General features: G+C 62.5%; 19 protein-coding genes. 10 read left to right on the top strand and 9 right to left on the bottom strand.

Annotated features, from left to right (window positions below; all coding sequences use genetic code 11):
• Window positions 1-52 precede the first annotated feature (52 nt).
• The 5 genes from pcaF (at window position 53) to pcaC (ending at window position 5,303) form a co-directional block, all read left to right on the top strand.
• Window positions 53-1,258 carry a 3-oxoadipyl-CoA thiolase gene (gene pcaF / locus KW568_RS23840; protein ID WP_172830960.1) on the top strand — a complete coding sequence of 402 codons (1,206 nt, stop codon included), beginning with the start codon at window positions 53-55 and terminating at the stop codon, window positions 1,256-1,258.
• 187 nt (window positions 1,259-1,445) lie between these two features.
• The gene (locus KW568_RS23835) at window positions 1,446-2,735 is read left to right on the top strand and encodes an MFS family transporter (protein ID WP_003251946.1); all 1,290 of its coding nucleotides are present in this window, start codon (window positions 1,446-1,448) and stop codon (window positions 2,733-2,735) included.
• Between the two features lie 9 nt (window positions 2,736-2,744).
• On the top strand, window positions 2,745-4,097 hold the full coding sequence (locus KW568_RS23830) for a 3-carboxy-cis,cis-muconate cycloisomerase (RefSeq protein ID WP_003251947.1): 1,353 nt from the start codon (window positions 2,745-2,747) through the stop codon (window positions 4,095-4,097).
• A gap of 11 nt (window positions 4,098-4,108) precedes the next feature.
• A complete protein-coding gene (gene pcaD / locus KW568_RS23825) occupies window positions 4,109-4,900 on the top strand; it encodes a 3-oxoadipate enol-lactonase (protein ID WP_014754363.1) in 792 nt (263 codons plus the stop codon).
• Window positions 4,901-4,910: 10 nt separating this feature from the next.
• Window positions 4,911-5,303 carry a 4-carboxymuconolactone decarboxylase gene (pcaC, locus tag KW568_RS23820; RefSeq protein ID WP_003251949.1) on the top strand — a complete coding sequence of 131 codons (393 nt, stop codon included), beginning with the start codon at window positions 4,911-4,913 and terminating at the stop codon, window positions 5,301-5,303.
• Window positions 5,304-5,356: 53 nt separating this feature from the next.
• Here pcaC and KW568_RS23815 read toward each other — a convergent pair whose 3' ends face one another.
• The 5 genes from KW568_RS23815 to ttgA form a co-directional block, all read right to left on the bottom strand.
• Window positions 5,357-5,881 carry a DUF962 domain-containing protein gene (locus KW568_RS23815; RefSeq protein WP_003251951.1) on the bottom strand — a complete coding sequence of 175 codons (525 nt, stop codon included), beginning with the start codon at window positions 5,879-5,881 and terminating at the stop codon, window positions 5,357-5,359.
• 243 nt (window positions 5,882-6,124) lie between these two features.
• Window positions 6,125-7,381 (bottom strand): OprD family porin, encoded by a 1,257-nt coding sequence (locus tag KW568_RS23810; RefSeq protein ID WP_102886037.1) that lies wholly within the window; start codon window positions 7,379-7,381, stop codon window positions 6,125-6,127.
• Window positions 7,382-7,783: 402 nt separating this feature from the next.
• Window positions 7,784-9,238 (bottom strand): AdeC/AdeK/OprM family multidrug efflux complex outer membrane factor, encoded by a 1,455-nt coding sequence (locus KW568_RS23805; protein WP_003251955.1) that lies wholly within the window; start codon window positions 9,236-9,238, stop codon window positions 7,784-7,786.
• The gene (gene ttgB / locus KW568_RS23800; RefSeq protein WP_014754360.1) at window positions 9,235-12,387 is read right to left on the bottom strand and encodes a multidrug efflux RND transporter permease subunit TtgB; all 3,153 of its coding nucleotides are present in this window, start codon (window positions 12,385-12,387) and stop codon (window positions 9,235-9,237) included. Before ttgB ends, KW568_RS23805 begins: the two co-directional genes overlap by 4 nt.
• Window positions 12,388-12,390: 3 nt before the next feature.
• Window positions 12,391-13,545: a toluene efflux RND transporter periplasmic adaptor subunit TtgA gene (ttgA, locus tag KW568_RS23795; RefSeq protein ID WP_003251957.1), complete on the bottom strand. Its 1,155-nt coding sequence runs from the start codon at window positions 13,543-13,545 to the stop codon at window positions 12,391-12,393.
• A 257-nt stretch (window positions 13,546-13,802) separates the two neighbouring features.
• Between ttgA and ttgR the strand changes: the two genes are divergently transcribed.
• On the top strand, window positions 13,803-14,435 hold the full coding sequence (gene ttgR / locus KW568_RS23790; RefSeq protein WP_004575141.1) for an efflux transport transcriptional regulator TtgR: 633 nt from the start codon (window positions 13,803-13,805) through the stop codon (window positions 14,433-14,435).
• Window positions 14,436-14,546: 111 nt separating this feature from the next.
• On the opposite strand, the gene KW568_RS23785 is transcribed toward ttgR, so the two are convergent.
• On the bottom strand, window positions 14,547-15,998 hold the full coding sequence (locus tag KW568_RS23785) for an MDR family MFS transporter (protein ID WP_003251960.1): 1,452 nt from the start codon (window positions 15,996-15,998) through the stop codon (window positions 14,547-14,549).
• A gap of 381 nt (window positions 15,999-16,379) precedes the next feature.
• Between KW568_RS23785 and KW568_RS23780 the strand changes: the two genes are divergently transcribed.
• Window positions 16,380-17,249: an oxaloacetate decarboxylase gene (locus KW568_RS23780; protein ID WP_003251963.1), complete on the top strand. Its 870-nt coding sequence runs from the start codon at window positions 16,380-16,382 to the stop codon at window positions 17,247-17,249.
• A gap of 232 nt (window positions 17,250-17,481) precedes the next feature.
• Here KW568_RS23780 and KW568_RS23775 read toward each other — a convergent pair whose 3' ends face one another.
• Window positions 17,482-18,390, bottom strand: coding sequence for a LysR family transcriptional regulator (locus tag KW568_RS23775; RefSeq protein ID WP_054888628.1), 909 nt, complete (start codon window positions 18,388-18,390; stop codon window positions 17,482-17,484).
• Window positions 18,391-18,572: 182 nt separating this feature from the next.
• On the opposite strand from KW568_RS23775, the gene KW568_RS23770 reads away from it, so the two are divergent.
• Window positions 18,573-19,187: an NAD(P)-dependent oxidoreductase gene (locus tag KW568_RS23770; protein ID WP_232862908.1), complete on the top strand. Its 615-nt coding sequence runs from the start codon at window positions 18,573-18,575 to the stop codon at window positions 19,185-19,187.
• A gap of 97 nt (window positions 19,188-19,284) precedes the next feature.
• Here the strand turns inward: KW568_RS23770 and KW568_RS23765 are convergent, their stop codons facing one another.
• A complete protein-coding gene (locus KW568_RS23765) occupies window positions 19,285-20,160 on the bottom strand; it encodes a LysR substrate-binding domain-containing protein (RefSeq protein WP_012053627.1) in 876 nt (291 codons plus the stop codon).
• 114 nt (window positions 20,161-20,274) lie between these two features.
• On the opposite strand from KW568_RS23765, the gene KW568_RS23760 reads away from it, so the two are divergent.
• On the top strand, window positions 20,275-21,912 hold the full coding sequence (locus KW568_RS23760; RefSeq protein WP_054888629.1) for a 5-guanidino-2-oxopentanoate decarboxylase: 1,638 nt from the start codon (window positions 20,275-20,277) through the stop codon (window positions 21,910-21,912).
• Window positions 21,913-22,035: 123 nt separating this feature from the next.
• On the opposite strand, the gene KW568_RS23755 is transcribed toward KW568_RS23760, so the two are convergent.
• The gene (locus KW568_RS23755; protein WP_003251974.1) at window positions 22,036-22,956 is read right to left on the bottom strand and encodes an AraC family transcriptional regulator; all 921 of its coding nucleotides are present in this window, start codon (window positions 22,954-22,956) and stop codon (window positions 22,036-22,038) included.
• A gap of 202 nt (window positions 22,957-23,158) precedes the next feature.
• Between KW568_RS23755 and KW568_RS23750 the strand changes: the two genes are divergently transcribed.
• Entirely contained in the window at window positions 23,159-23,452 is a 294-nt protein-coding gene (locus KW568_RS23750) for a putative quinol monooxygenase (protein ID WP_003251976.1), read from the top strand.
• Window positions 23,453-23,456 lie beyond the last annotated feature (4 nt).

The raw sequence follows: 23,456 nt of genomic DNA, 5'->3' as shown, positions 1-23,456 counted from the left end.
GTGACCTCGACGCCCGTACCGCCGCTGACCATGGCCAGCTGGCAGGAGAAGCCTGATGCACGACGTATTCATCTGTGACGCCATCCGTACCCCGATCGGCCGCTTTGGCGGCGCCCTGGCCAGCGTGCGGGCCGACGACCTGGCAGCCGTGCCGCTGAAGGCGCTGATCGAGCGCAACCCTGGCGTGCAGTGGGACCAGGTAGACGAAGTGTTCTTCGGCTGCGCCAACCAGGCCGGTGAAGACAACCGCAACGTGGCCCGTATGGCACTGCTGCTGGCCGGCCTGCCGGAAAGCATCCCGGGCGTCACCTTGAACCGCCTGTGCGCGTCGGGTATGGATGCCATCGGCACCGCGTTCCGCGCCATCGCCAGCGGCGAGATGGAACTGGTGATTGCCGGTGGCGTCGAGTCGATGTCGCGCGCCCCGTTCGTCATGGGCAAGGCTGAAAGCGCCTATTCGCGCAACATGAAGCTGGAAGACACCACCATTGGCTGGCGTTTCATCAACCCGCTGATGAAGAGCCAGTACGGTGTGGATTCCATGCCGGAAACCGCCGACAACGTGGCTGACGACTATCAGGTTTCGCGTGCCGACCAGGACGCTTTCGCCCTGCGCAGCCAGCAGAAGGCTGCCGCTGCACAGGCTGCCGGCTTCTTTGCCGAAGAAATTGTGCCGGTGCGTATCGCTCACAAGAAGGGCGAAATCATCGTCGAACGTGACGAACACCTGCGCCCGGAAACCACGCTGGAGGCGCTGACCAAGCTCAAACCGGTCAACGGCCCGGACAAGACGGTCACCGCCGGCAACGCCTCGGGCGTTAACGACGGTGCTGCAGCAATGATCCTTGCCTCGGCCGCAGCGGTGAAGAAACACGGCCTGACCCCGCGTGCCCGCGTTCTGGGCATGGCCAGCGGCGGCGTTGCTCCACGTGTCATGGGCATTGGCCCGGTGCCGGCGGTGCGCAAGCTGACCGAGCGTCTGGGGGTTGCGGTAAGCGATTTCGACGTGATCGAGCTTAACGAAGCGTTTGCCAGTCAAGGCCTGGCGGTGCTGCGTGAGCTGGGTGTCGCTGACGATGCACCACAGGTAAACCCTAATGGTGGCGCCATTGCCCTGGGCCATCCGCTGGGCATGAGCGGTGCACGCCTGGTGCTGACTGCGCTGCACCAACTGGAGAAGAGTGGTGGGCGTAAAGGCCTGGCGACCATGTGTGTGGGCGTTGGCCAAGGTCTGGCACTGGCCATCGAGCGGGTTTGACCTGTACCGGCCGCTTCGCGGGCAAGCCCGCTCTTACAGGGATCCACGCAATCACCTGTGGGGGCGGGCTTGCCCGCGAAGAGGTCTGTCCTGTGAGACACAAGGCCAATTGCCAGCCAGATAGCGGAACGAGTGTGTTACTAGGTATGTCTAGACTTACCTAGGACCCTCCAGGAGTGAAACCCTCATGACCTCAACCTATTACACCGGCGAAGAACGCAGCAAGCGCATCTTCGCTATTGTCGGTGCCTCGTCAGGCAACCTGGTGGAATGGTTCGACTTCTACGTCTACGCCTTCTGCGCGATCTACTTTGCCCCGGCCTTCTTCCCCTCCGACGACCCCACCGTGCAGTTGCTGAACACGGCAGGTGTATTCGCCGCAGGCTTCCTGATGCGCCCCATTGGTGGCTGGATCTTCGGCCGCCTCGCCGACCGCCACGGTCGCAAGAACTCCCTGATGATCTCGGTGCTGATGATGTGCTTCGGCTCCCTGATGATCGCCTGCCTGCCCACCTATGCCAGCATCGGCACCTGGGCCCCGGCGCTGCTGTTGCTGGCCCGCCTGATCCAGGGGCTGTCGGTAGGGGGCGAATACGGCACCACGGCCACCTACATGAGTGAAGTGGCACTGCGTGGGCAGCGCGGCTTCTTTGCTTCGTTCCAGTACGTCACCCTGATCGGCGGCCAGTTGCTGGCGGTATTGGTCGTGGTGATCCTGCAACAGCTGCTGACTGAAGATGAACTGCGGGCCTGGGGCTGGCGCATTCCCTTCGTGGTGGGGGCCATCGCCGCCCTGATCTCGCTGATGTTGCGCCGTTCGCTGCACGAGACCAGTAGCGCCGAAGCCCGCAATGACAAGGATGCAGGTTCTATCGCAGGCCTGTTCCGCAATCACGCAGCGGCGTTCATCACGGTACTGGGCTACACCGCGGGTGGCTCGCTGATTTTCTATACCTTCACCACCTACATGCAGAAGTACCTGGTCAACACCGCGGGCATGACAGCCAAGAACGCCAGCTACGTGATGACCGGGGCGTTGTTCCTGTTCATGGTGTTGCAGCCGTTCTTCGGCATGCTGTCCGACCGTATCGGTCGGCGCAATTCGATGCTGCTGTTCGGCGGCCTCGGTACCCTGTGCACCGTGCCGCTGCTGATGGCACTGAAAACTGTGACCAGCCCGTTCATGGCCTTCGTGCTGATCAGCCTGGCCCTGTGTATCGTCAGTTTCTACACCTCGATCAGCGGTCTGGTGAAGGCTGAGATGTTCCCGCCGCAGGTGCGTGCACTGGGTGTTGGCCTGGCCTATGCGGTGGCCAACGCAGCATTCGGCGGTTCGGCCGAGTATGTGGCCCTGGGCCTGAAAACCCTGGGGATGGAAAACACTTTCTATTGGTACGTCACGGCGATGATGGCGATTGCCTTCCTGTTCAGCCTGCGCCTGCCGAAGCAGGCGGCGTACCTGCACCATGATGACTAAGGACGCTGCATGAGCAACCAACTGTTCGACGCCTATTTCACCGCGCCGGCCATGCGCGAGATTTTCTCCGACCGTGGCCGCCTGCAGGGCATGCTGGATTTCGAAGCAGCGCTTGCCCGTGCCGAAGCCTCTGCCGGTTTGGTCCCGCACAGCGCGGTAGCAGCCATCGAGGCGGCATGCCAGGCCGAGCGCTATGACGTTGGTGCGTTGGCCAATGCCATAGCCACCGCCGGCAACTCGGCCATTCCGCTGGTGAAAGCGTTGGGCAAGGTGATCGCCACTGGCGTACCTGAGGCTGAGCGCTATGTGCACCTTGGGGCCACCAGCCAGGATGCGATGGACACGGGTCTGGTTCTGCAGCTGCGCGATGCCCTCGATTTGATCGAGGCCGACCTCGGCAAGCTGGCCGATACCCTGTCGCAGCAGGCCTTGAAGCACGCCGATACGCCCTTGGTGGGTCGTACCTGGTTGCAACACGCCACCCCGGTGACCCTGGGCATGAAACTGGCCGGTGTACTGGGGGCTTTGACCCGCCACCGTCAGCGCCTGCAGGAACTGCGCCCGCGCCTGCTGGTCCTGCAGTTCGGCGGTGCCTCGGGCAGCCTGGCGGCCCTGGGCAGCAAGGCAATGCCGGTGGCCGAAGCGCTGGCCGAACAGCTCAAGCTGTCCCTGCCCGAGCAGCCCTGGCACACCCAACGCGACCGCCTGGTGGAGTTTGCCTCGGTGCTGGGCCTGGTTGCCGGCAGCCTGGGCAAGTTCGGCCGTGATATCAGCTTGCTGATGCAAACCGAGGCGGGGGAGGTATTTGAGCCGTCTGCGCCGGGCAAGGGTGGTTCTTCGACCATGCCACACAAGCGCAACCCGGTGGGTGCCGCCGTGTTGATCGGTGCCGCAACCCGCGTGCCGGGCTTGCTGTCGACGCTGTTTGCAGCCATGCCTCAGGAGCACGAACGCAGCCTGGGCCTATGGCATGCCGAGTGGGAAACCCTGCCGGATATCTGCTGCCTGGTCTCTGGTGCCCTGCGCCAGGCTCAAGTGATTGCCGAGGGCATGGAGGTGGATGCCGCGCGCATGCGCCGTAACCTCGACCTGACACAAGGCCTGGTGCTGGCAGAAGCGGTGAGCATCGTCCTCGCCCAGCGTCTGGGTCGCGATCGTGCCCACCACCTGCTGGAACAATGCTGCCAGCGCGCGGTGGCCGAACAGCGGCACCTGCGTGCCGTGCTGGGTGACGAGCCGCAGGTCAGCGCCGAGCTGTCTGGCGAAGAACTCGATCGCCTGCTCGACCCTGCCCATTACCTGGGCCAGGCCCGCGTCTGGGTGGCGCGCGCCGTGTCCGAACATCAACGTTTTACTGCCTGAAGGAGACCGCTGTGGCGCACTTGCAACTGGCCGATGGCGTTTTGAATTACCAGATCGATGGCCCGGATGACGCCCCGGTGCTGGTCCTGTCCAACTCGCTGGGTACCGACCTGGGCATGTGGGACACCCAGATTCCGCTCTGGAGCCAGCACTTCCGGGTGCTGCGCTATGACACCCGTGGTCACGGCGCATCGCTGGTCACTGAGGGCCCTTACAGCATCGAACAGCTGGGCCGCGACGTGCTGGCCCTGCTCGATGGCCTGGACATTCAAAAGGCTCACTTCGTCGGCCTGTCGATGGGAGGCCTGATCGGCCAGTGGCTGGGTATCCATGCAGGTGAGCGCCTGCACAGCCTGACCCTGTGCAACACGGCCGCCAAGATCGCCAATGACGAGGTGTGGAACACCCGTATCGACACGGTACTCAAAGGCGGCCAGCAGGCCATGGTCGACCTGCGCGATGCCTCTATCGCCCGCTGGTTCACCCCGGGCTTTGCCCAGGCACAGGCGGAGCAGGCCCAGCGTATCTGCCAGATGCTGGCGCAAACCAGCCCGCAAGGCTACGCAGGCAACTGTGCAGCAGTACGTGACGCTGATTATCGTGAGCAACTGGGCCGCATCCAGGTGCCCGCGCTGATCGTTGCCGGTACGGAAGACGTGGTTACCACCCCTGAGCATGGCCGCTTCATGCAGGCCGGTATCCAAGGTGCCGAGTACGTCGACTTCCCGGCGGCGCACCTGTCCAATGTCGAGATTGGCGAGGCCTTCAGCCGCCGCGTGCTCGATTTTCTGCTGGCTCACTGAGGACAACGCCATGGACGAGAAACAACGTTACGACGCTGGCATGCAAGTGCGCCGCGCAGTGCTGGGTGATGCCCACGTGGACCGCAGCCTGGAGAAACTCAACGACTTCAATGGCGAGTTCCAGGAAATGATCACCCGCCACGCCTGGGGTGACATCTGGACCCGCCCGGGGCTGCCGCGCCATACCCGCAGCCTGATCACCATCGCCATGCTGATTGGCATGAACCGCAACGACGAGCTGAAGCTGCACCTGCGTGCGGCGGCCAACAATGGTGTGACCCGTGACGAGATCAAGGAAGTGCTGATGCAGAGCGCGATCTACTGCGGCATTCCGGCGGCCAATGCCACGTTCCACATGGCTGAGTCGGTGTGGGATGAACTTGGCGTAGAGTCGCGCCAGTAAACCGTGTTCGCGGGCAAGCCCCCTGTAACAGGGCGCTTGCCCGCGAATGGCCTTTACACCGATGCCTTTTTTTGCCGCATGGCAATCGGGCCGGCATTGGTTTCCACGGCGCGCTTCAGGGTCGGGCACAGGCCCAGCATGAACGCAGCTTCCGCCACCACGAACAGCGGCCCGATGATCAGGCCACTCACGTCGTCAACAAATGCCGGTTTGCGGCCTTCGTAGTAATGGCCGATGAACTGGATGATCCAGCCCACCACGAACGCTCCCAGCCCGGCGCCGAGCCATAGCGTTGTCGACTGTACTGCCAGCGCCTCACCGACCCACAGGCACAGGCCCAGCAACAGCCCCATCACCAGCCCGAAGCGCAGGTCCAGGCGCAAGTAGAACCACACAGACGCCGCCGCTGCCACCAGGGCAGGGGACAGCCACATGCCAGCTATCTCCCAGCCTGGGCGTGAAAGCAGGATGGTGACTGCCAGCACGATCATGGGGATGCCGACGAAGTGGGTGGCGATATTGCGCGGATCGCGGTGGTAGTTGGCGTATTGGCTCAGGTGGTCGACGAGGGTTTTCATTGTTGTGCCTCCCTGTTCTGCTTTGTTTCACCTGTACCTGATAGTGATCAGGATAGCCTGCAGTCACCACCATTATCAGCTCAGCGAATGGCGGCAGCGTGCACTGGCAAATTCATGGCAGGGATTTCATCAAGCTGTTGCAAATCATGCCTTCAAAAAAGGGGCATGGATTTTTATGGCTTCAGGTCATTTGAGGAGGCGTCTGGCCTCCTCGCGGGTTTATCCGCGAAGAGGCCATTTGATTCACAGAAGATTCAGCGGATAACTCACGATCAAGCGGTTCTCATCGAACGCGTTGGTGCTGAAGTCGCGACGCATAGTCGAGTTGCGCCATTTCACCGACAGGTCCTTGAAGCTGCCCGACTGCACGACATAGGCCAGCTCTGTTTCCCGTGCCCATTCCTTGCCATCGTCCACGCTGCCCACGGTGACGTTGTCACCCTTGATATAGCGGTTCATCAGGGTCAGGCCGGGTACGCCGACGGTGGCGAAGTTGAAGTCATGGCGAACCTGCCAGGAACGCTCCTTGGCATTGTCGAAGCTTGAATTGTAGCTGTCGTTGGCCAGGGTACCGCCACTGGTGCCATTGACCCGCATCCAGGCATCGTCGCCGCTGACCTTCTGCAGGCCAACGTAAAAGGTGTGGCCTTGGTAGCGCGCCGAAAGCAAGGCGGAGGCGGTGCGGTTGTCCAGCTTGCCGGCCCGTTCGGCGCCATCTTCCTTGCCGATGAAATAGCCCAGGTTGGCGCCCAGCGTCCAGTCGCCCAGCGGCTGGCTGTGCGTCAGGTTGAGGTATTGCTGGCGGTAGATGTCCTTGAGCTGGGCATCCCACAGGCCGATCATGGTGCGCTTGTCGTTGAAGGTGTACTCACCGCCGCCGAAGTTGAAACGGTCGGAGGTGAAGGCGGCTTTGCCGTTGAGCGACATGTCTTCCATGCTTGCATCGTTGCGCGGGCTGTTGCCGCGGAACTGGCCAGCGTACAGGGTCAGGCCGGCGATTTCCTTGGAGGTCAGCTGGCCACCGCGGAAGGTTTGCGGCAGTGAGCGGCCATCGTCCGAACGCAGGATTGGCAGTACCGGCATCCATTCACCGACCTTCAGCTCGGTTTCGGACAGCTTGGCCTTCAGCGCCACACCCAGCCGACCAAAGTCATCGGCCGGGCGGCCGTCGCCATGCACGGGCAGCAGGTGAGTGTTGGTGGTGCCTTTGCCGCCGTCGAGTTTGACCGAGTACAGGCCCAGTACGTCCACGCCGAAACCGACCGTGCCCTGGGTGAAACCGGAACGGGCATCGAGGATGAAGCTTTGTGTCCATTCCTCGGCCTTGCCCTGTGGGTGGGCCGGGTCGACGAAGTTGCGGTTGATGTAGAAGTTGCGCAGGTTGAGGGTGGCCTTGGCGTCCTCGATGAAACCACCTTCGCTGGCGGCGAATGCGGGGAGGGCGCAGGACATGGCCAACAGGCCAGGCAGCAGCTGACGTGCGGGTAGCGAAATGCTCATCTGTCGTGGATCTCTTGTTTTTATGGTCGAGCCAGTGCACTGCGGGATCGGGCCTGCAGGTGCGGGTGTTTTTGATGAACTTGAGTAACGTTGCGTGGGGGGATGGTGCGGGGTAGTGCGGGGGTGAGGCAATTCGCCGCAAACGGAACGGGGCGATAATCGAACGGAATGTTCCGGTTGGTTAATAACTCTCCTGGGGCGGCCTCTTCGCGGGTAAACCCGCTCCTACAACGGCTTGCGCCCAACCACCGTATGTGTCCGCCACACGATCCGTGTAGGAGCGGGTTCACCCGCGAATACGGTGGTGGCTGCGACGCTGAATCGCCAGGGGATACAGGTCGGCACAGGCAGTAAAAAAGCAAAGCCCACCGCTAAGGGTGGGCTTTGCTGTAACAAGGCCGATCAGCCTTTCGGTGTTTCCACCGATGCCTGCTGGTTGGCCTGCCCGGTCTGCTCGTACCAGCCACCGCCAAGCGCCTTGTACAGGTTGACCTCGCTGGTCAGCTGCGACAGGCGGTCTCCGATCAGCGCTTGCTGGGCACTGAACAGGTTGCGTTGGGCATCGAGGAAGGTCAGGTTGCTGTCAATCCCGATGCGGTAACGGCGTTCGGCCAAGCGGTAGTAGTCCTGGTTCGCCTGCACCAGGTCGCGCTGGGCCTGCAACTGCTCTTCGAAGGTCTTGCGTGCCGCCAGGCCATCGGAGACTTCCTGGAAGGCCGTCTGGATGGTTTTTTCGTACTTGGCGACGTTGATGTCCTTCTGGATTTTCGAGTAGTCCAGGCTGGCTTTCAGGCTACCGGCGTTGAAGATCGGCAGGTTGATCTGCGGCTGGAACAGCCAGGTGCCCTGGCCGCCCGCGAACAGGTGGCCCATGTCGGGGCTCAGGCTGCCGGCGTTCGCGGTCAGGCTGATGCTCGGGAAGAACGCTGCGCGGGCTGCACCAATGTTGGCGTTGGCAGCCTTGAGCAGGTGCTCGGCTTCCTGAATGTCCGGGCGACGCTGAAGGATATCCGATGGCAGGCCGGCCGGTACTTCGGCCAGTTGGTCGGCATCAAGCTCCAGCGGCTTGGCCAGGTCGGCAGGAATGCCGGTGCCCAGCAGCACGGTCAGGCTGTTGACGTCCTGGGCGACCAGGCGCTGGTACTGCGAGTACTTGACCCTGGCGCCTTCCACGGCGGTACGCGCCTGGCTGACGTCCAGGGCCGAGGCCACGCCGACCTCGTTGCTGCGACGGGTGAGGTTGTAGCTTTCCTCGTAGGTCTTCAGCGTTTCTTCGGTCAGCTTGAACAGGGCCTGGTCGGCCTGCCAGGTGTAGTAGGCGTTGGCCACGCTGGCGACCAGGGCAATTTGCGTGGAACGACGCGCCTGCTCGCTGGAGAGGTAGGTTTCCAGGGCCTGCTCGGTCAGGCTGCGCACGCGGCCGAACAGGTCCAGCTCGTAGGCGCTGACGCCCAAGGTGGCCGAGTACTGGCTGGTGATGCCAGATTCGCCTGTTTGCGACATGTTCGCCGGGACACGCTGGCGGCTGCCGCTGCCGGTGGCCGAAACCGCCGGGAACAGGTCGGCGCGCTGAATGCGGTATTGCGCACGGTAGGCGTCGAGGTTCAACGCCGCGACGCGCAGGTCGCGGTTATTGACCAGCGAGGTCTGGATCAGCTGTTGCAGCGCCGGGTCGTGGAAGAACTGGCGCCAGCCCTGTTCAGCAGCGGCAACATCCGCCGATTGCGTCGGCGAGTAAGCAGGGCCTTGCGGCCACTGCGCAGCCACCGGCGCCTCTGGGGTCTGGTAGTCAGGGATCAGCGAGCAACCGCCAAGAATGAAAGCGGTTACCGCCAGGGACAACAAAGACTTGGTCATTGCCCAGCCTCATAACGTGGATTTTCAGGGGTGACGTCTTTTTCCGGCTCTTTGCTGCCGAACAGCGACGACACTGCGACGAAGAACAGTGGTACCCAGAAGATAGCCAGCACGGTCGCACTGATCATACCGCCGATCACGCCAGTACCGATGGCGTGCTGGCTGCCGGCGCCGGCGCCGCTGGCGATCGTCAACGGTACCACGCCCAGGATGAACGCCAGCGAGGTCATGATGATCGGGCGCAGACGCATGCGGCACGCTTCGATCGCTGCGTCGTACAGGCTACGGCCTTGTTCGTGCAGCTCCTTGGCGAATTCCACGATCAGAATGGCGTTTTTCGCCGCAAGACCGATGGTGGTCAACAGGCCAACCAGGAAGTACACGTCGTTGGACAGGCCGCGCAGGCTGGTGGCGATCAGCGCACCGATGATACCCAGCGGTACCACCAGCACCACAGCGATCGGAATCGACCAGCTTTCGTACAGGGCCGCCAGGCACAGGAACACGAACAGCACCGAGAGGGCGAACAGCGCCGGCATCTGCGAGCCGGAGAGTTTTTCCTCGTAGGACATGCCGGTCCAGGAGAAGCCGATACCGCTCGGCAGCTCGCCTGCAATGCGCTCGACCTCGGCCATGGCTTCACCGGTACTGTAACCAGGCGCCGGTGCACCGAGGATTTCCATCGCTTCGACACCGTTGTAACGCGACAGCTTCGGCGAACCGTAGGTCCATTCGCCTTTGGCGAAGGAGGAGAACGGCACCATCTCGCCTGCGCCGTTGCGCACGTACCATTTTTGCAGGTCTTCCGGGCTCATCCGCGCGCTGGGTTCGCCCTGGATGTACACCTTCTTGACCCGGCCACGGTCGATGAAGTCGTTGACGTAGCTGGCACCCAAGGCAATCGACAGGGTGTTATTGATGTCGGCAATGGTCACGCCCAAGGCGCTGGCACGTTCGTCATCAATGGTCAGTTGGTACTGCGGTTCATCGTTCAGGCCGTTCGGGCGCACGGCGCTGAGGATCTTGCTCTGCGCAGCTTTGGCCAGGAACTGGTTGCGCGCCTCCATCAACTTCGCGTGGCCGACACCGCCGCGGTCCTGAAGGAACACGTCGAAGCCGGTGGCGTTACCCAGTTCAAGCACCGCTGGCGGGGCGAAGGCGAACACCATCGCATCACGGAAGGTGAAGAAGTGCTGCTGGGCGCGCTGGGCCAGGGCGAACACGCTGTTCTCCTTCGAGCGTTCATCCCAGGGTTTGAGCATGATGAAGGCCATGCCTGAGCTCTGGCCGCGGCCTGCGAAGTTGAAACCGTTGACCGTGAACACCGACGATACGGTATCGGCTTCGTCCTTGAGCAGGTATTCACGCATCTGGTCGACCACGACCTGCGTGCGCTCGGCACTGGAACCGGCCGGGGTCTGCACCTGAGCGAACAGTACGCCCTGGTCTTCTTCTGGCAGGAACGCGGTAGGGATGCGGGCGAACAGCCAGATCATGCCGACCACGATCAGCGCATAGGCCAGCAGGAATGGCACCTTGTTGCGCAGGATGGTGCCTACGCTACGCTCGTAGCCATTGACGCTGCGGTCGAAGTTGCGGTTGAACCAGCCGAAGAAGCCGCCTTTGGCGGTGTGGTGCTCGCCCTTCTTCAGCGGTTTGAGCATGGTTGCGCAGAGCGCCGGGGTGAAGATAAGCGCAACCAGCACCGACAGGCCCATGGCCGAGACGATGGTGATGGAGAACTGCCGGTAGATCACACCCGTGGAGCCGCCAAAGAACGCCATGGGCAGCAGTACGGCCGAGAGCACCAGGGCGATACCCACCAGGGCGCCCTGGATCTGTTCCATCGAGCGCTTGGTCGCTTCCTTGGGTGGCAAGCCTTCTTCGGACATGACCCGCTCGACGTTCTCCACCACGACGATGGCGTCGTCCACCAGCAAGCCGATGGCCAGGACCATGGCGAACATGGTCAGGGTGTTGATGCTGAAGCCCGCGGCGGCAAGGATACCGAAGGTACCCAGCAATACGACCGGTACGGTCATGGTGGTGATGATGGTGGCGCGGAAGTTCTGCAGGAACAGGTACATCACCAGGAACACCAGCACCACGGCTTCGATCAGGGTGTGGATCACGCCGCTGATCGATTCGGTGACCACGGGGGTGGTGTCATACGGGAATACCGCCTTGACCCCCGGCGGGAAGAACGGTTCCAGGCCTTTGATGGTCTCGCGCAGTGCCTTGGCGGTGTCCAGGGCGTTGGCGCCGGTTGCCAGTTTTACCGCCAGGCCGGACGCCGGCTTGCCGTTGAACTGGGCGCTGACGGCGTAGTTTTCACCCCCCAGGCCTACTTGGGCGACGTCACCCAGGCGCACCTGTGAACCGTCTTTGTTGACCTTGAGCAGAATGCTCTCGAACTGCTCGGCGGTTTGCAGGCGGGTCTTGCCGATGATGGTGGCGTTCAGCTGGGTGCCCGGCAGGGCTGGCAGGCCGCCGAGCTGGCCGGAAGACACCTGCACGTTCTGTGCGGCCACAGCGGTCTTGACGTCGACCGGGGTCAGCTGGAACTTGTTCAGTTTGGCCGGATCGAGCCAGATACGCATGGCGTACTGCGCACCGAACACCTGGAAGTCACCTACACCCGCGGTACGCGAGATCGGGTCCTGCATGTTCGAGACGATGTAGTTGGCCAGGTCGTCCTTGGTCATGCTGCCGTCTTCGGAGACCAGACCAATCACCAGCAGGAAGTTCTTCACTGCTTTGGTGACGCGGATACCTTGCTGCTGCACTTCCTGCGGCAGCAGCGGGGTGGCCAGGTTCAGCTTGTTCTGTACCTGGACCTGCGCGGTGTCGGGGTTGGTACCCTGTTCGAAGGTGGCGGTAATGGTCATGCTGCCGTCGGAGTTACTTTCCGACGACACATAACGCAGGTTGTCGATACCGTTGAGCTGCTGCTCGATCACCTGCACCACGGTGTCCTGCACGGTTTGCGCCGAGGCGCCCGGGTAGGTCACGGCGATGGCGATGGCCGGCGGCGCGATACTGGGGTACTGGTTGATCGGCAGCTTCAGGATAGACAAGGCCCCGACCAGCATGATCACCAAGGCGATCACCCAGGCGAAGATCGGGCGATCGATAAAGAACTTCGACATGGTTTACTCCGCTTTGGCGTCTGCTTTCGCCGCGTTGGCCTGATCAGGGCCGGCCGGCTTCTTGACGTTGGTGGCATCGCTGACCTTCACCTCGACGCCTGGGCGCACGTACTGCAGCCCTTCGGTGATCAGGCGGTCACCCGGGTTGAGGCCTTCCTCGATCAGCCAGTCGCTACCCAAGGTACGGCTGGCCTTGAGCTGGCGCAGTTCGACTTTGTTCTCCTGGTTGACCACCAGGGCGGTGGGTGCGCCTTTGAGGTCGCGGGTCACGCCTTGTTGCGGTGCCAGGATGGCGTTGGCGTTGACCCCGGCCTTGAGCCGCGCATGCACGAACATGCCTGGCAGCAGGGTGTGATCGGGGTTGGGGAACAGCGCGCGCAGGGTCACCGAGCCGGTGGTCTCGTCCACCGCGACTTCGGAGAACTCCAGGCGGCCTTCCTGCTTGAACAGGCTGCCGTCTTCCAGTACCAGCTGAACCGAGGCGGCGTTGTCGCCGGCCTTCTTCAGCTGGCCGCTTTCCAGGTCACGGCGCAGCTTGAGCAGCTCGGCGGTGGACTGGGTAACGTCGACATAAATAGGATCGAGCTGCTGGATGGTGGCCATGGCGTCGGTCTGGCCATTGCTCACCAGCGCACCCTCGGTGAACGAAGAGCGACCGATACGGCCGCTGATTGGCGCCAGAACCTTGGTGTAGCGCAGGTCGATCTGTGCGCTCTTGAGCGAAGCCTCAGCCTGCAATCGTTTGGCATTGGCGTCGTCGTATTCCTGTTTGGAGACGGCCTGTTCGTCAATCAGTTGCTTGTAACGTTCGGCCAGTGAGCGTGTAGCCAGCAGGTTGGCCTTGGCATTGGCCAGGGTGGCTTCGTACACGGCAGGGTCGATCTGATACAACTGCTGGCCTTCCTTGACCTCACTGCCTTCCTTGAATAGGCGCTTGAGGATGATGCCGTTGACCTGCGGGCGCACTTCGGCGACGCGGTAGGCACTGGTTCGCCCCGGCAATTCCGAGGTGAGGGTGAAGGCTTGCGGCTGGATGGTCACGACGCCGACCTGAGGAGCCTGCGCCGCTGGCGCTGCTTCTTCTTTCTTACAGCCACTGAGCAGGGTTGCCAGGGCGACGGCGGAAACCAGAGCGGTAACGGCTGGCTTGAATTGCATGAGGATCCTCGGGTCGCTGGAGCAGGGAGACGCTCAAGAGTAATGGAAGAGATCTTGATCTGGAAAAAATGCTATCCGGTGGATAAATAGCTTGCTAAGGAATATACTTACATTCATGGTTGTTTGTAAATACTGCTGGGTGGTACTCAGATACAGCCTCAGCGCTTGATTAGCTTATCCGAGAGGCCCCGGCAGAGGTGCCCCCGGAGCGTTCCCCGCACGCGCTGCGCGTTCGGGCCAGATGAGGTTGTACTGCCATGGTCCGTCGAACCAAAGAAGAAGCCCAGGAAACCCGTGCCCAGATCATCGAGGCGGCGGAAAGGGCCTTCTACAAGCGCGGGGTTGCGCGAACCACCCTGGCCGACATCGCCGAACTGGCGGGTGTGACGCGGGGGGCGATCTACTGGCACTTCAACAACAAGGCCGAGCTGGTGCAGGCGTTGCTCGACAGCCTGCACGAGACCCATGACCATTTGGCGCGGGCGAGCGAAAGCGAGGATGAAGTCGACCCGCTTGGCTGCATGCGCAAGCTGCTGTTGCAAGTGTTCAACGAGCTGGTGCTCGATGCCCGAACCCGTCGTATCAATGAAATCCTGCATCACAAGTGCGAGTTCACCGATGACATGTGTGAAATTCGCCAGCAGCGCCAGAGTGCGGTGCTGGATTGCCACAAGGGCATCACCCTGGCGCTGGCCAATGCCGTACGCCGGGGCCAGTTGCCTGGCGAGCTGGATGCCGAGCGCGCGGCGGTGGCCATGTTTGCCTATGTCGATGGCCTGATCGGGCGCTGGCTATTGCTGCCTGACAGTGTCGATCTGTTGGGTGATGTCGAAAAATGGGTCGACACCGGGCTGGATATGCTGCGCTTGAGCCCGGCTCTGCGCAAATGACACTTTGTTAAGGATTGTGAGGGAGTGTTTCCCCTTTGTGTTAAGGGGAGATTAAGGTCGCCGCCGCCTTGCAGCTGTTCACACCACAAGGCGGCAGCGCGTGTGCAACCTTCAGCGGCCGCGCAATTGCCGGTCAGGCAAAGCAAATGCCGCGAACAGTCCCAGCACCGCGACAAGCGCACTCCCCATCAGCAGTTGCCTGAACGTCTCCAGCAACCGCCCTTGAGTCACCAGATCCACCTCTGCGGCCTTCAAACTCCCCAGCAACGGGTTACCCGTCAATTCGTAACCACCTTGATGCAGCAGTGCCAGCAACAGGCTGGACATGCACGCTACGCCCATGGCTCCGCCCAGCGAGCGGAACAGGTTGGTGGTGCTGGTGGCCACGCCGATGTCCTTGCTGGCCACCGCGCTTTGTGTGCCCACCAGTGAGGTCGGGAATTGCAGCCCGCAGGCTATACCGGTCAGCAGCATGCACAGCGCACTGAGCAACGCTGATTGCGGCGGAGTCAGTGCCATCGCGAAAATGGCCACTGGCATCAGCAGTGCACCGGCCAGGATCTGTGGCTTGTAGCGCCCGGTCCGGCTGGTCATGCGACCACCTGTGAAGGCGCCCATGGGCAGCCCCATGGCCAGCGGCAGCAGATGCAGGGCGGCGCTGTCGGCACCGGCGCCGGTAATGCTCTGGTAACGCAAGGGCATGAGCATGGTCAGGGAAATGGACTGGAAGCTGGCGAAGAAGATCACCGCCCAGCACAGCACTGCCACACGGTTGCCAAACAGGCTGAGCGGCAGCAGCGGCTCTGGGCAGCGGCGTTCGTGTGCGATGAAAAGCGCCAGGCCCAGTAGGGCGCAGCCGAACAGCGCCAGCACGGCCGGGTCGGCCCAGGCGTGGCCCTGGCCCACCAAGGTGATGCCCAGCAGCAGGCTGCCAAGGCCGAGAATCAACAGCATGGCGCCAAGGTAGTCCACCTGTGCCTCGCGACGCTGCACCGGCATATCAGCGAGCGCACGGCGAATGGCCCACAAGGCGACCAGCCCCAGCGGCAGGTTGATCCAGAACACCCAGCGCCACGACAGGTACTCGGTCAACCAGCCGCCCAGCACTGGCCCGGCCACGCTGGCCGCAGCGTACATGCTGCTGAAGTAGCCCTGGTAGCGGCCGCGTTCGCGTGGGGGCACGAAGTCGCCAATGATTGCCTGGCTCACCGAGACCATCCCGCCTGCGCCGATACCCTGCAGTACCCGGGCCAGCACCAGTTGCGGCATGTCCTGGGCCATGGCGCAGGCAATGGAGGCCAGGGTGAACAGGCTGATGCCGGTGAGGATCATCCGGCGCCGGCCGTAAAGGTCGCCCAGTTTGCCGTAGATCGGCACGGCCACGGTCATGGCCACCATATAACCGGAGATGACCCAGGCCAGCAGGCCGACATCGCTGAACTGCGCCGAGATGGCGGGCAGCGAGACGGCGACGATGGTCTGGTCCAGTGCGCCGAGGAAGATGGCCAGCATCAGGGCGGTGAGCACGTTGCGCAGGGCGGTGGGGGGCAGGGCGGCGGTCACGGGAATACCTTGTTTGTCTATGGCGGCCCCTTCGCGGGCAAGCCTGCTCTCACAGAAGCCCTCGGATTGTAACCTGAGTTAGGTAGCTTCCTATGTACTATCTGCATCCCCTATGCAAGATCGGCATTGGCGCATTCATCCAGTGCTGCATGGCTGCGTGATATCGTTGGTATGCCACAGAGGCTGAAATCCGGGGCTTGCACCAGGTTGGTGCAGCATATTGACTCAGGTTTTTCAGTCCGCTGTCTCCCACACCTTTTATTCCTCTGCCTGCATGTCGAGCATGACCGCCCAGATGGCGACGGTTGGAACAGGTCAGGTAGACCCGATTACAGGGGTCGGTAGTTACCGTTCAAATTTCAACTTTTTTGCGGAGTGATCATGCCCAAGGCTTCCCACCAAGATCTGCGTTTTGCCTTCCGCGAGCTGCTCGCTTCGGGTTCGTGTTTCCACACTGCCTCGGTGTTCGACCCGATGTCGGCACGCATTGCCGCAGACCTGGGCTTCGAAGTCGGTATCCTCGGCGGTTCGGTCGCTTCGTTGCAGGTACTGGCTGCTCCAGACTTCGCTCTGATCACCCTCAGCGAGTTCGTCGAGCAGGCCACCCGCATTGGTCGGGTCGCGCAACTGCCGGTACTGGCCGACGCCGACCATGGCTATGGCAACGCACTGAACGTGATGCGCACGGTGATCGAACTGGAGCGCGCCGGTGTGGCCGCACTGACCATCGAGGACACCCTGCTGCCTGCCCAGTTCGGGCGCAAGTCCACTGACCTGATCCCGGTCGAGGAGGGCGTTGGCAAGATCCGCGCGGCGCTGGAGGCACGAGTCGATTCGTCCCTGTCGATCATTGCCCGTACCAACGCGGGCGTACTCAGCACCGAAGAAATCATCGTGCGTACCCAGAGCTACCAGAAGGCGGGCGCTGATGGCATCTGCATGGTCGGGGTCAAAGACTTCGAGCAGCTCGAACAGATTGCCGAGCACCTGACTGTGCCGCTGATGCTGGTTACCTATGGCAACCCGAACCTGCGCGATGACGAGCGCCTGGCGCGTCTGGGCGTGCGCATCGTGGTCGATGGCCATGCGGCTTACTTTGCCGCGATCAAGGCCACTTACGACTGCCTGCGGCTGCAGCGTGGTCGGCAGAACAAGTCGGAAAACCTCAGTGCCACCGAACTCTCGCACACCTACACCCAGCCTGAAGACTACATTCGCTGGGCCAAGGAATACATGAGCGTCGAAGAGTGATCAGCAGGGCGCCGTCCATTCAACGGACGGCGCTCAAGGTTGCACTGTGAGGCACGCAATGTGCCTGCTCGCAACTATTGGCGACGCTGGGCTGGCTGCGTAGCAGTTCGGCGCGCCAGCAGGCTGAGCCATACAGCCCTGCGGCAGCGGTAAGGGCCATGACAAGGGCGACTCTACTGGATTTGATGCCCATGGTGCTCACCTCCCGTGACAGCGATAGGGGTGTACGCCACTAGTATAGATCCCGATCCCACGCCGGTTCGTCCTTGAAACGCTGCACCAGGAAATCCAGCATGCTGCGCAAGGTCGCCGGCATGTGTTTGCGCGACGTATACACCGCATTCAGGTTCAGTTCACGCGGTTTGGCCTCGGGCAGCAGACGCACCAGTTCACCCCGGCGTATGGCGTCTGCGGCCTGGTAGGTTGGCAGCATGGTGATACCTGCGCCAGCCAGCGCAGCCCTTTGCAGGGTCATCACCTCGTTGGCACTGATGTTTCCGGATACGGGCACGGCGACCTGCTGGCCGGCTACCGTGAAATGCCACAAGCTGTGTCCGAAGTAGGCATGGGTCAGGCAGTTGTGCAGGCTCAGCTCCTCAACCCGTTGCGGCGTGCCTCGCTCATTCAGGTAGGCGGGTGCCGCGCACACGACCGAGCGGCACACACTCAGGCGCCGGGCGATGAGGCTGGGGTCCACGTCATTGCTGGTGCGAATGGCCAGGTCGATGCGCTCGTCCACCAGGTTGACGGTGCGGTCGAGCATCTGCAGTTCTACCTTCACGTCAGGAAAGCGCCGCACATAGGCGGCCACTGCATCCACCAGCTGTGCCTGGCCGAATGAGGTACTGACGCTGATACGCAGTGCCCCCCTTGGTGCGTCTTCCGGCTGCTGCACGGCGGCCTGCAGGTCGCCGGCCAGTTCCAGCAGTTGCCGGCAGCGAGGCAGGGTTTCCTGGCCGGCTGCCGTGAGGCTGAGCTTGCGCGTGGTTCGCTGCATCAGCCGCGTGCCAACCCAGTCTTCCAACTCTGCCAGGTAGCGCGACACGACCGGCCGCGATAATTGCAGATAATCCGCCGCCGCCGACTGGCTGCCCAGGTCGATGACCGTGACGAATACACGCATGGCGTTGAGACGGTCCATGATTTGCCCGATTTCAGAAACAAACTATGTCTGAGCATCGCATTTTTTGTGACGAATCGGGTAACTAAGCTATGCGCATTGTTTGGTAGAAGGCGTTACCCGAGCCGGCAGACGAGAGCCTTGGCGCTGGCGGCGAAGGTCACCAAGGGCGGTCATTCCGTTCAACTGATGGAGAGTATTTCATGAGCAAGATCGCAATCATCGGTGCCACCGGTCGTGCTGGCAGCCAGTTACTGGAAGAGGCCCTGCGCCGTGGTCACCGTGTACTGGCCATAGCCCGCGACCCTTCCACGCTTGAAGGGCGTGAGGGTGTGACCGTCAAGTCGCTGGATGCCACGGACAGCGCGGCCCTGCAGGCAGCGGTCGCAGGTATGGACGCTGTGTTGAGTGCCGCGCATTTCTCGACAATGGAGCCGCACGCCATCATCGAGCCGGTGAAGCGCGCCGGGGTCAAGCGCCTGCTGGTGGTGGGTGGCGCCGGTAGCTTGTTGCTGCCGTCAGGGCACCGGGTGATCGACAGCCCGGATTTCCCGGAGGCGTATAAAACCGAGGCCAGTGCCGGCGTGCGTTTTCTGGAGGCGCTGCGGCGCGAGCCGAACCTGGACTGGACCTTCCTTTCGCCTTCGGCTGAGTTCGTTGAGGGTGAGCGCAGAGGTCACTATACGCTGGGCAAGGATCATCTGTTGATCGGTGCGGACGGCAAGAGCTGGATCACGTTTGCCGACTATGCGATTGCCATGCTGGATGAGCTGGAGAAGCCGCAGCACTCGCGGCAACGGTTCACAGTCGGCTATTGAGTCGCCTGCGTTGCGGGCATGCCCGCTCCCATGGGTACCGTACAGCTACCAAGGCCTGTGCAAACCTGTGGGAGCGGGCGAGCCTGCGAAAGGGCTGTCACAGGCTGGCCTGGCCCTCCAGCCAGTCCAGCAATTCCAGCAGCCCCGGCGGTAAGCTCCTGGCCTGGCTCACCAGGTAATACCCCTTGCCTGTCAGCACCTTCAGCGCAAACGGCATGCACAACCGCCCACCGCGCAGGTCATCGCCAATCAGCGACCAGTCACCGATTGCCACCCCGGTCCCCTGCGAGGCCATGGCCATCGCCATGTCCAGTGTCTCGAAATGTTGTTTAGGCCCATGCGTGGCGAGCGTCACTCCAGCCGCCTGCAACCACAACCGCCAGTCGTGTTCATCCCGCGAGGGATGCAGCAACATATGTCGGGCCAGGTCTTCCACCTGCTGCAACGGCACTGGCCCCTCACGCAGTGACGGTGCGCACACCGGGGTCAGCTGCTCATCGAACAGCTTGCGCACCTGCAGCCCGTGGTTCGGCGCATCGCCGTAGACCACTGCCGCATCGAAGCCCTCGCGACGGAAATCCACCCCGTGCTGCACGGTCGTGGTCAGCTCAACCGGCACATCCGGGCGCAGTGCCTGCCACTCCATCAGACGCGGCAGCAGCCAGCGCATTACGCAGGTTGGTGCCTTCAGCTGCAAGGTAGTGCTGTGCTCACCCACCTCGCGCACCCCTTGTTCGATCAGGGCGAACACCTGCTGCACCCGTGGCAGCCAGTCCAGGCCTTCACGGGTCAGGCTCAACCCACGCGCCTCGCGCTTGAACAGGGCATAACCGAGGTGTTCTTCGAGGGCTGCAATCTGGCGGCTGACAGCGCCCTGGGTGATGTGCAACTGCTGCCCGGCGCGGGTGAAGTTGCAGTGCTGGGCGGTGACCAGAAACGTGTGCAGGGCAGGCAGGGGCGGGAGGCGTTTCATTGCAGTAAGCCATGATCACAGGACATGGCTAGTATGTGTTTTTTTACATTGTGGCGATAGCCGTGGCTTGGGTCCAATAAGGGCATACCCCAACACGATTCATGGTGACCCCTGATGGCAACCTGCGGCGAAGTACTGGTCAAACTCCTTGAAGGCTATGGCGTCGATCATGTCTTCGGCATCCCCGGTGTACATACCGTGGAGCTCTATCGTGGCCTGGCGGGCTCTTCCATTCGCCACATCACCCCACGTCATGAGCAAGGTGCCGGGTTCATGGCTGACGGCTATGCGCGCACCCGCGGCAAACCCGGGGTGTGCTTCATTATCACCGGCCCGGGCATGACCAATATCACCACTGCCATGGGCCAGGCCTATGCCGACTCGATCCCGATGCTGGTGATTTCCAGCGTGCAGTCCCGTGACCAGCTGGGCGGTGGACGTGGCAAGCTGCACGAACTGCCCAACCAAGCCGCGCTGGTATCGGGTGTGGCGGCGTTTTCCCACACCTTGATGAGTGCAGCCGACTTGCCGCAGGTGCTGGCCAGGGCATTTGCCGTGTTCGACAGTGCCCGGCCACGCCCGGTGCATATCGAAATCCCGCTCGATGTGCTGGTTGAACCGGCCGACTTCCTGCTGCCGGGCCGCCCTGTACGGGGCAGTCGGGCAGGGGCTGCACCGCAGGCCGTGGCGCAGATGGCTGAGCGACTGGCCAGTGCACGTCGGCCGCTGATTCTGGCCGGTGGCGGGGCGTTGGCTGCGGGCGCTGCGTTGGCACGCCTGGCCGAACACCTTCAGGCCCCGGTGGCGTTGACCATCAATGCCAAAGGCTTGCTGCCAGCCAGCCACCCATTGCAGATCGGCTCGACCCAGTCGTTACCCGCCACACGGGCGCTGGTGGCCGAGGCCGACGTGGTGCTGGCGATCGGTACCGAACTGGCTGAAACCGATTATGACGTGACCTTCAAGGGAGGCTTCGAGATCCCGGGCAGGCTGCTGCGCATTGACATCGACCCGGACCAGACCGTGCGCAATTATCTGCCGGAGCTGGCGCTGGTAGCCGATGCCGAGCTGGCAGCCGAAGCGCTGCTCGGTGCCCTGCAAGCCCAGCCGCAGCCAGTGCACGAAAGCACTTGGGGCGTGGCCCGCGTGGCCGACCTGCGCAAGGTCCTGACGGCAGACTGGGACCAGCCCACCCTGAGCCAGACGCGTTTGCTGAGCGCCATACTGGAGCGCCTGCCTGATGCGATTCTGGTGGGCGACTCGACCCAACCTGTGTACACCGGCAACCTGACACTCGACATGGAGCAGCCACGCCGCTGGTTCAACGCCTCGACCGGTTACGGCACCTTGGGTTACGCGTTGCCAGCAGCCATGGGCGCCTGGTTGGGCAGTGCCGAGCAGGCCGTCGAACGCGCTCCGGCGGTGTGCCTGATTGGTGATGGTGGTTTGCAGTTCACCCTGCCGGAACTGGCCAGTGCAGTGGAGGCACAGGTACCGCTGATCGTGCTGCTGTGGAATAACCAGGGGTACGAGGAAATCAAGAAATACATGGTCAATCGGGCGATCGAGCCGGTCGGGGTGGATATCCATACCCCGGATTTCATCGGCGTGGCGCGAGCGTTGGGCGCGGCAGCAGAGAACGTGGCCGATATTGCCCAATTGCAGGCGGCGCTCGGGCAAGCGGTGGAGCGCAAGGGGCCGACCTTGATTCAGGTGGACCAGAATCAGTGGCAGGCCGCGGTGTTGGGTTGAAGCATTGCGATTGCCTGTATCGGCCTCTCGTGCCTGCAGGCAGCGCGCAATTTTCGCATCTGTGCAAAAACCTGCAGGTGCGGGTTTACCCGCGAAAGCGCCGGGGCAGGCGAATGTTGAGCTTCAGACCGCAGTAGCCCGCAACCGAGCCACATCTCGAATTGGCGGCGCGCCGTAAAGCCGGCTGTATTCACGGCTGAATTGCGACGGGCTTTCATAACCCACCCGATAAGCCGCCACCGCCGCCTCCAGCCCGTCGTTCAACATCAGCCGCCGCGCCTCTTGCAGGCGCAGTTGCTTCTGGTACTGAAGCGGGCTCATCGAGGTCACGGCCTTGAAGCGGTGGTGCAAGGTCGAGGTGCTGAGGTTGACCTCACGCGCCAGGTCCTCGATACGCAGCGGCTGTTGGAAGTTGTTGTTGAGCCAAGTGATGGCCTGGCAAACCCGGTGGGTCTGGCTGTTGGCCAAGGCAATTTCATACAGCCGGTAACCCTGCGGCCCACGCAGCAGGCGGTAGAGAATCTCGCGGCGGAACAGCGGCGCCAGCATTGCGATGTCGCGCGGGGTGTCCAGCAGCCGCAGCAACCGCAGCAGGGCATCGAGTAACGCGGCATCAGTCCTTTCCACATACAAACCACGGCCGGAAGGTCGATTGGGTACCAGCATCGGTCCGCTCTCGGCGATCAGCTGGCTGATCTCGGCCGGGTCCAGGTCCATGCGCAGGCCCAGGCTTGGGTTCTCGGGGCTGGCATCCAGCCTCACGGCACTGAGTGGCAAGGTTACCGAAACGACCATGTAATGCAGTGGGTCGTAGGCGTATTGCTCGTCACCCAGGAACAGGCTTTTGCTGCCCTGGGCAAGGATGCACAGGGCAGGCTGCGCCAGGGTGGGTACAGAACGCACATTTTCGGTGTAACGCACCAGGTACAGGTCATCGATGGCCGATGCTGGGCCATAGGGCTCGCCCGCGTGGCGGTTGATCAGCTCGGCCAGCTCCAGGCGCTGCAGTTCCAGGGTCGGTTCGGTGGACGTGGCGGTGGTCATGATGGCTTTCCTCTGCTGACCGACGCAGCATAGGTTTGGGCAAAGACGGGCGCTAGTCGAAAGCTGCATGTCGATTGCCTGATCCTGCCGCGCTGCAGGATCAGGCAATCGACATGCAGTAATGGCCTAACGCGCCGCGCGGGTGAGCGCCTAACCTTGGCAGCCTGGCTTTTCCGTCCGCCTGCTTCAAGGAGATTGTGCAATGACCCTTAAACAACCGGTCACCCACCTTGCTTTCATCCGTGCCAGCAGCGGGCGCTCGGCAGAGCTGGGCGCGCGCCTGCGTGACCTGCTCGAGCCCTCGCTGCGTGCACCGGGATGCCTGAGTTTCACCGTGCAGCGTTCTCAGGCTGATGCTGACCTGTGGTTGCTCAGCGGAAGCTGGCAGGACCAGCAGGCGATGAGTGGCTACTTTGCTTCACCGACACTGGAGGTGTTCGGTGAGCTGGTGCAGGCTCAGGTGGTCAGCAGCCTGGACTTGCATACCTTCGATTGAGCGT

Origin of the sequence: Pseudomonas sp. HD6515, from assembly GCF_024971855.1 — a bacterium.
Lineage (GTDB): Bacteria > Pseudomonadota > Gammaproteobacteria > Pseudomonadales > Pseudomonadaceae > Aquipseudomonas > Aquipseudomonas alloputida.
This window is presented reverse-complemented; position numbering and strand designations above follow the sequence as displayed.

Bases quoted from the DNA above. Each gene is read 5' to 3' on its own strand.
- KW568_RS23835 (WP_003251946.1), top strand. From the start codon at position 1,446: ATGACCTCAACCTATTACACCGGCGAAGAACGCAGCAAGCGCATCTTC.
- KW568_RS23830 (WP_003251947.1), top strand. From the start codon at position 2,745: ATGAGCAACCAACTGTTCGACGCCTATTTCACCGCGCCGGCCATGCGC.
- pcaC (WP_003251949.1), top strand. From the start codon at position 4,911: ATGGACGAGAAACAACGTTACGACGCTGGCATGCAAGTGCGCCGCGCA.
- KW568_RS23815 (WP_003251951.1), bottom strand. From the start codon at position 5,881: ATGAAAACCCTCGTCGACCACCTGAGCCAATACGCCAACTACCACCGC.
- KW568_RS23810 (WP_102886037.1), bottom strand. From the start codon at position 7,381: ATGAGCATTTCGCTACCCGCACGTCAGCTGCTGCCTGGCCTGTTGGCC.
- KW568_RS23805 (WP_003251955.1), bottom strand. From the start codon at position 9,238: ATGACCAAGTCTTTGTTGTCCCTGGCGGTAACCGCTTTCATTCTTGGC.
- ttgB (WP_014754360.1), bottom strand. From the start codon at position 12,387: ATGTCGAAGTTCTTTATCGATCGCCCGATCTTCGCCTGGGTGATCGCC.
- ttgA (WP_003251957.1), bottom strand. From the start codon at position 13,545: ATGCAATTCAAGCCAGCCGTTACCGCTCTGGTTTCCGCCGTCGCCCTG.
- ttgR (WP_004575141.1), top strand. From the start codon at position 13,803: ATGGTCCGTCGAACCAAAGAAGAAGCCCAGGAAACCCGTGCCCAGATC.
- KW568_RS23780 (WP_003251963.1), top strand. From the start codon at position 16,380: ATGCCCAAGGCTTCCCACCAAGATCTGCGTTTTGCCTTCCGCGAGCTG.
- KW568_RS23775 (WP_054888628.1), bottom strand. From the start codon at position 18,390: ATGGACCGTCTCAACGCCATGCGTGTATTCGTCACGGTCATCGACCTG.
- KW568_RS23770 (WP_232862908.1), top strand. From the start codon at position 18,573: ATGAGCAAGATCGCAATCATCGGTGCCACCGGTCGTGCTGGCAGCCAG.
- KW568_RS23765 (WP_012053627.1), bottom strand. From the start codon at position 20,160: ATGAAACGCCTCCCGCCCCTGCCTGCCCTGCACACGTTTCTGGTCACC.
- KW568_RS23760 (WP_054888629.1), top strand. From the start codon at position 20,275: ATGGCAACCTGCGGCGAAGTACTGGTCAAACTCCTTGAAGGCTATGGC.
- KW568_RS23755 (WP_003251974.1), bottom strand. From the start codon at position 22,956: ATGACCACCGCCACGTCCACCGAACCGACCCTGGAACTGCAGCGCCTG.
- KW568_RS23750 (WP_003251976.1), top strand. From the start codon at position 23,159: ATGACCCTTAAACAACCGGTCACCCACCTTGCTTTCATCCGTGCCAGC.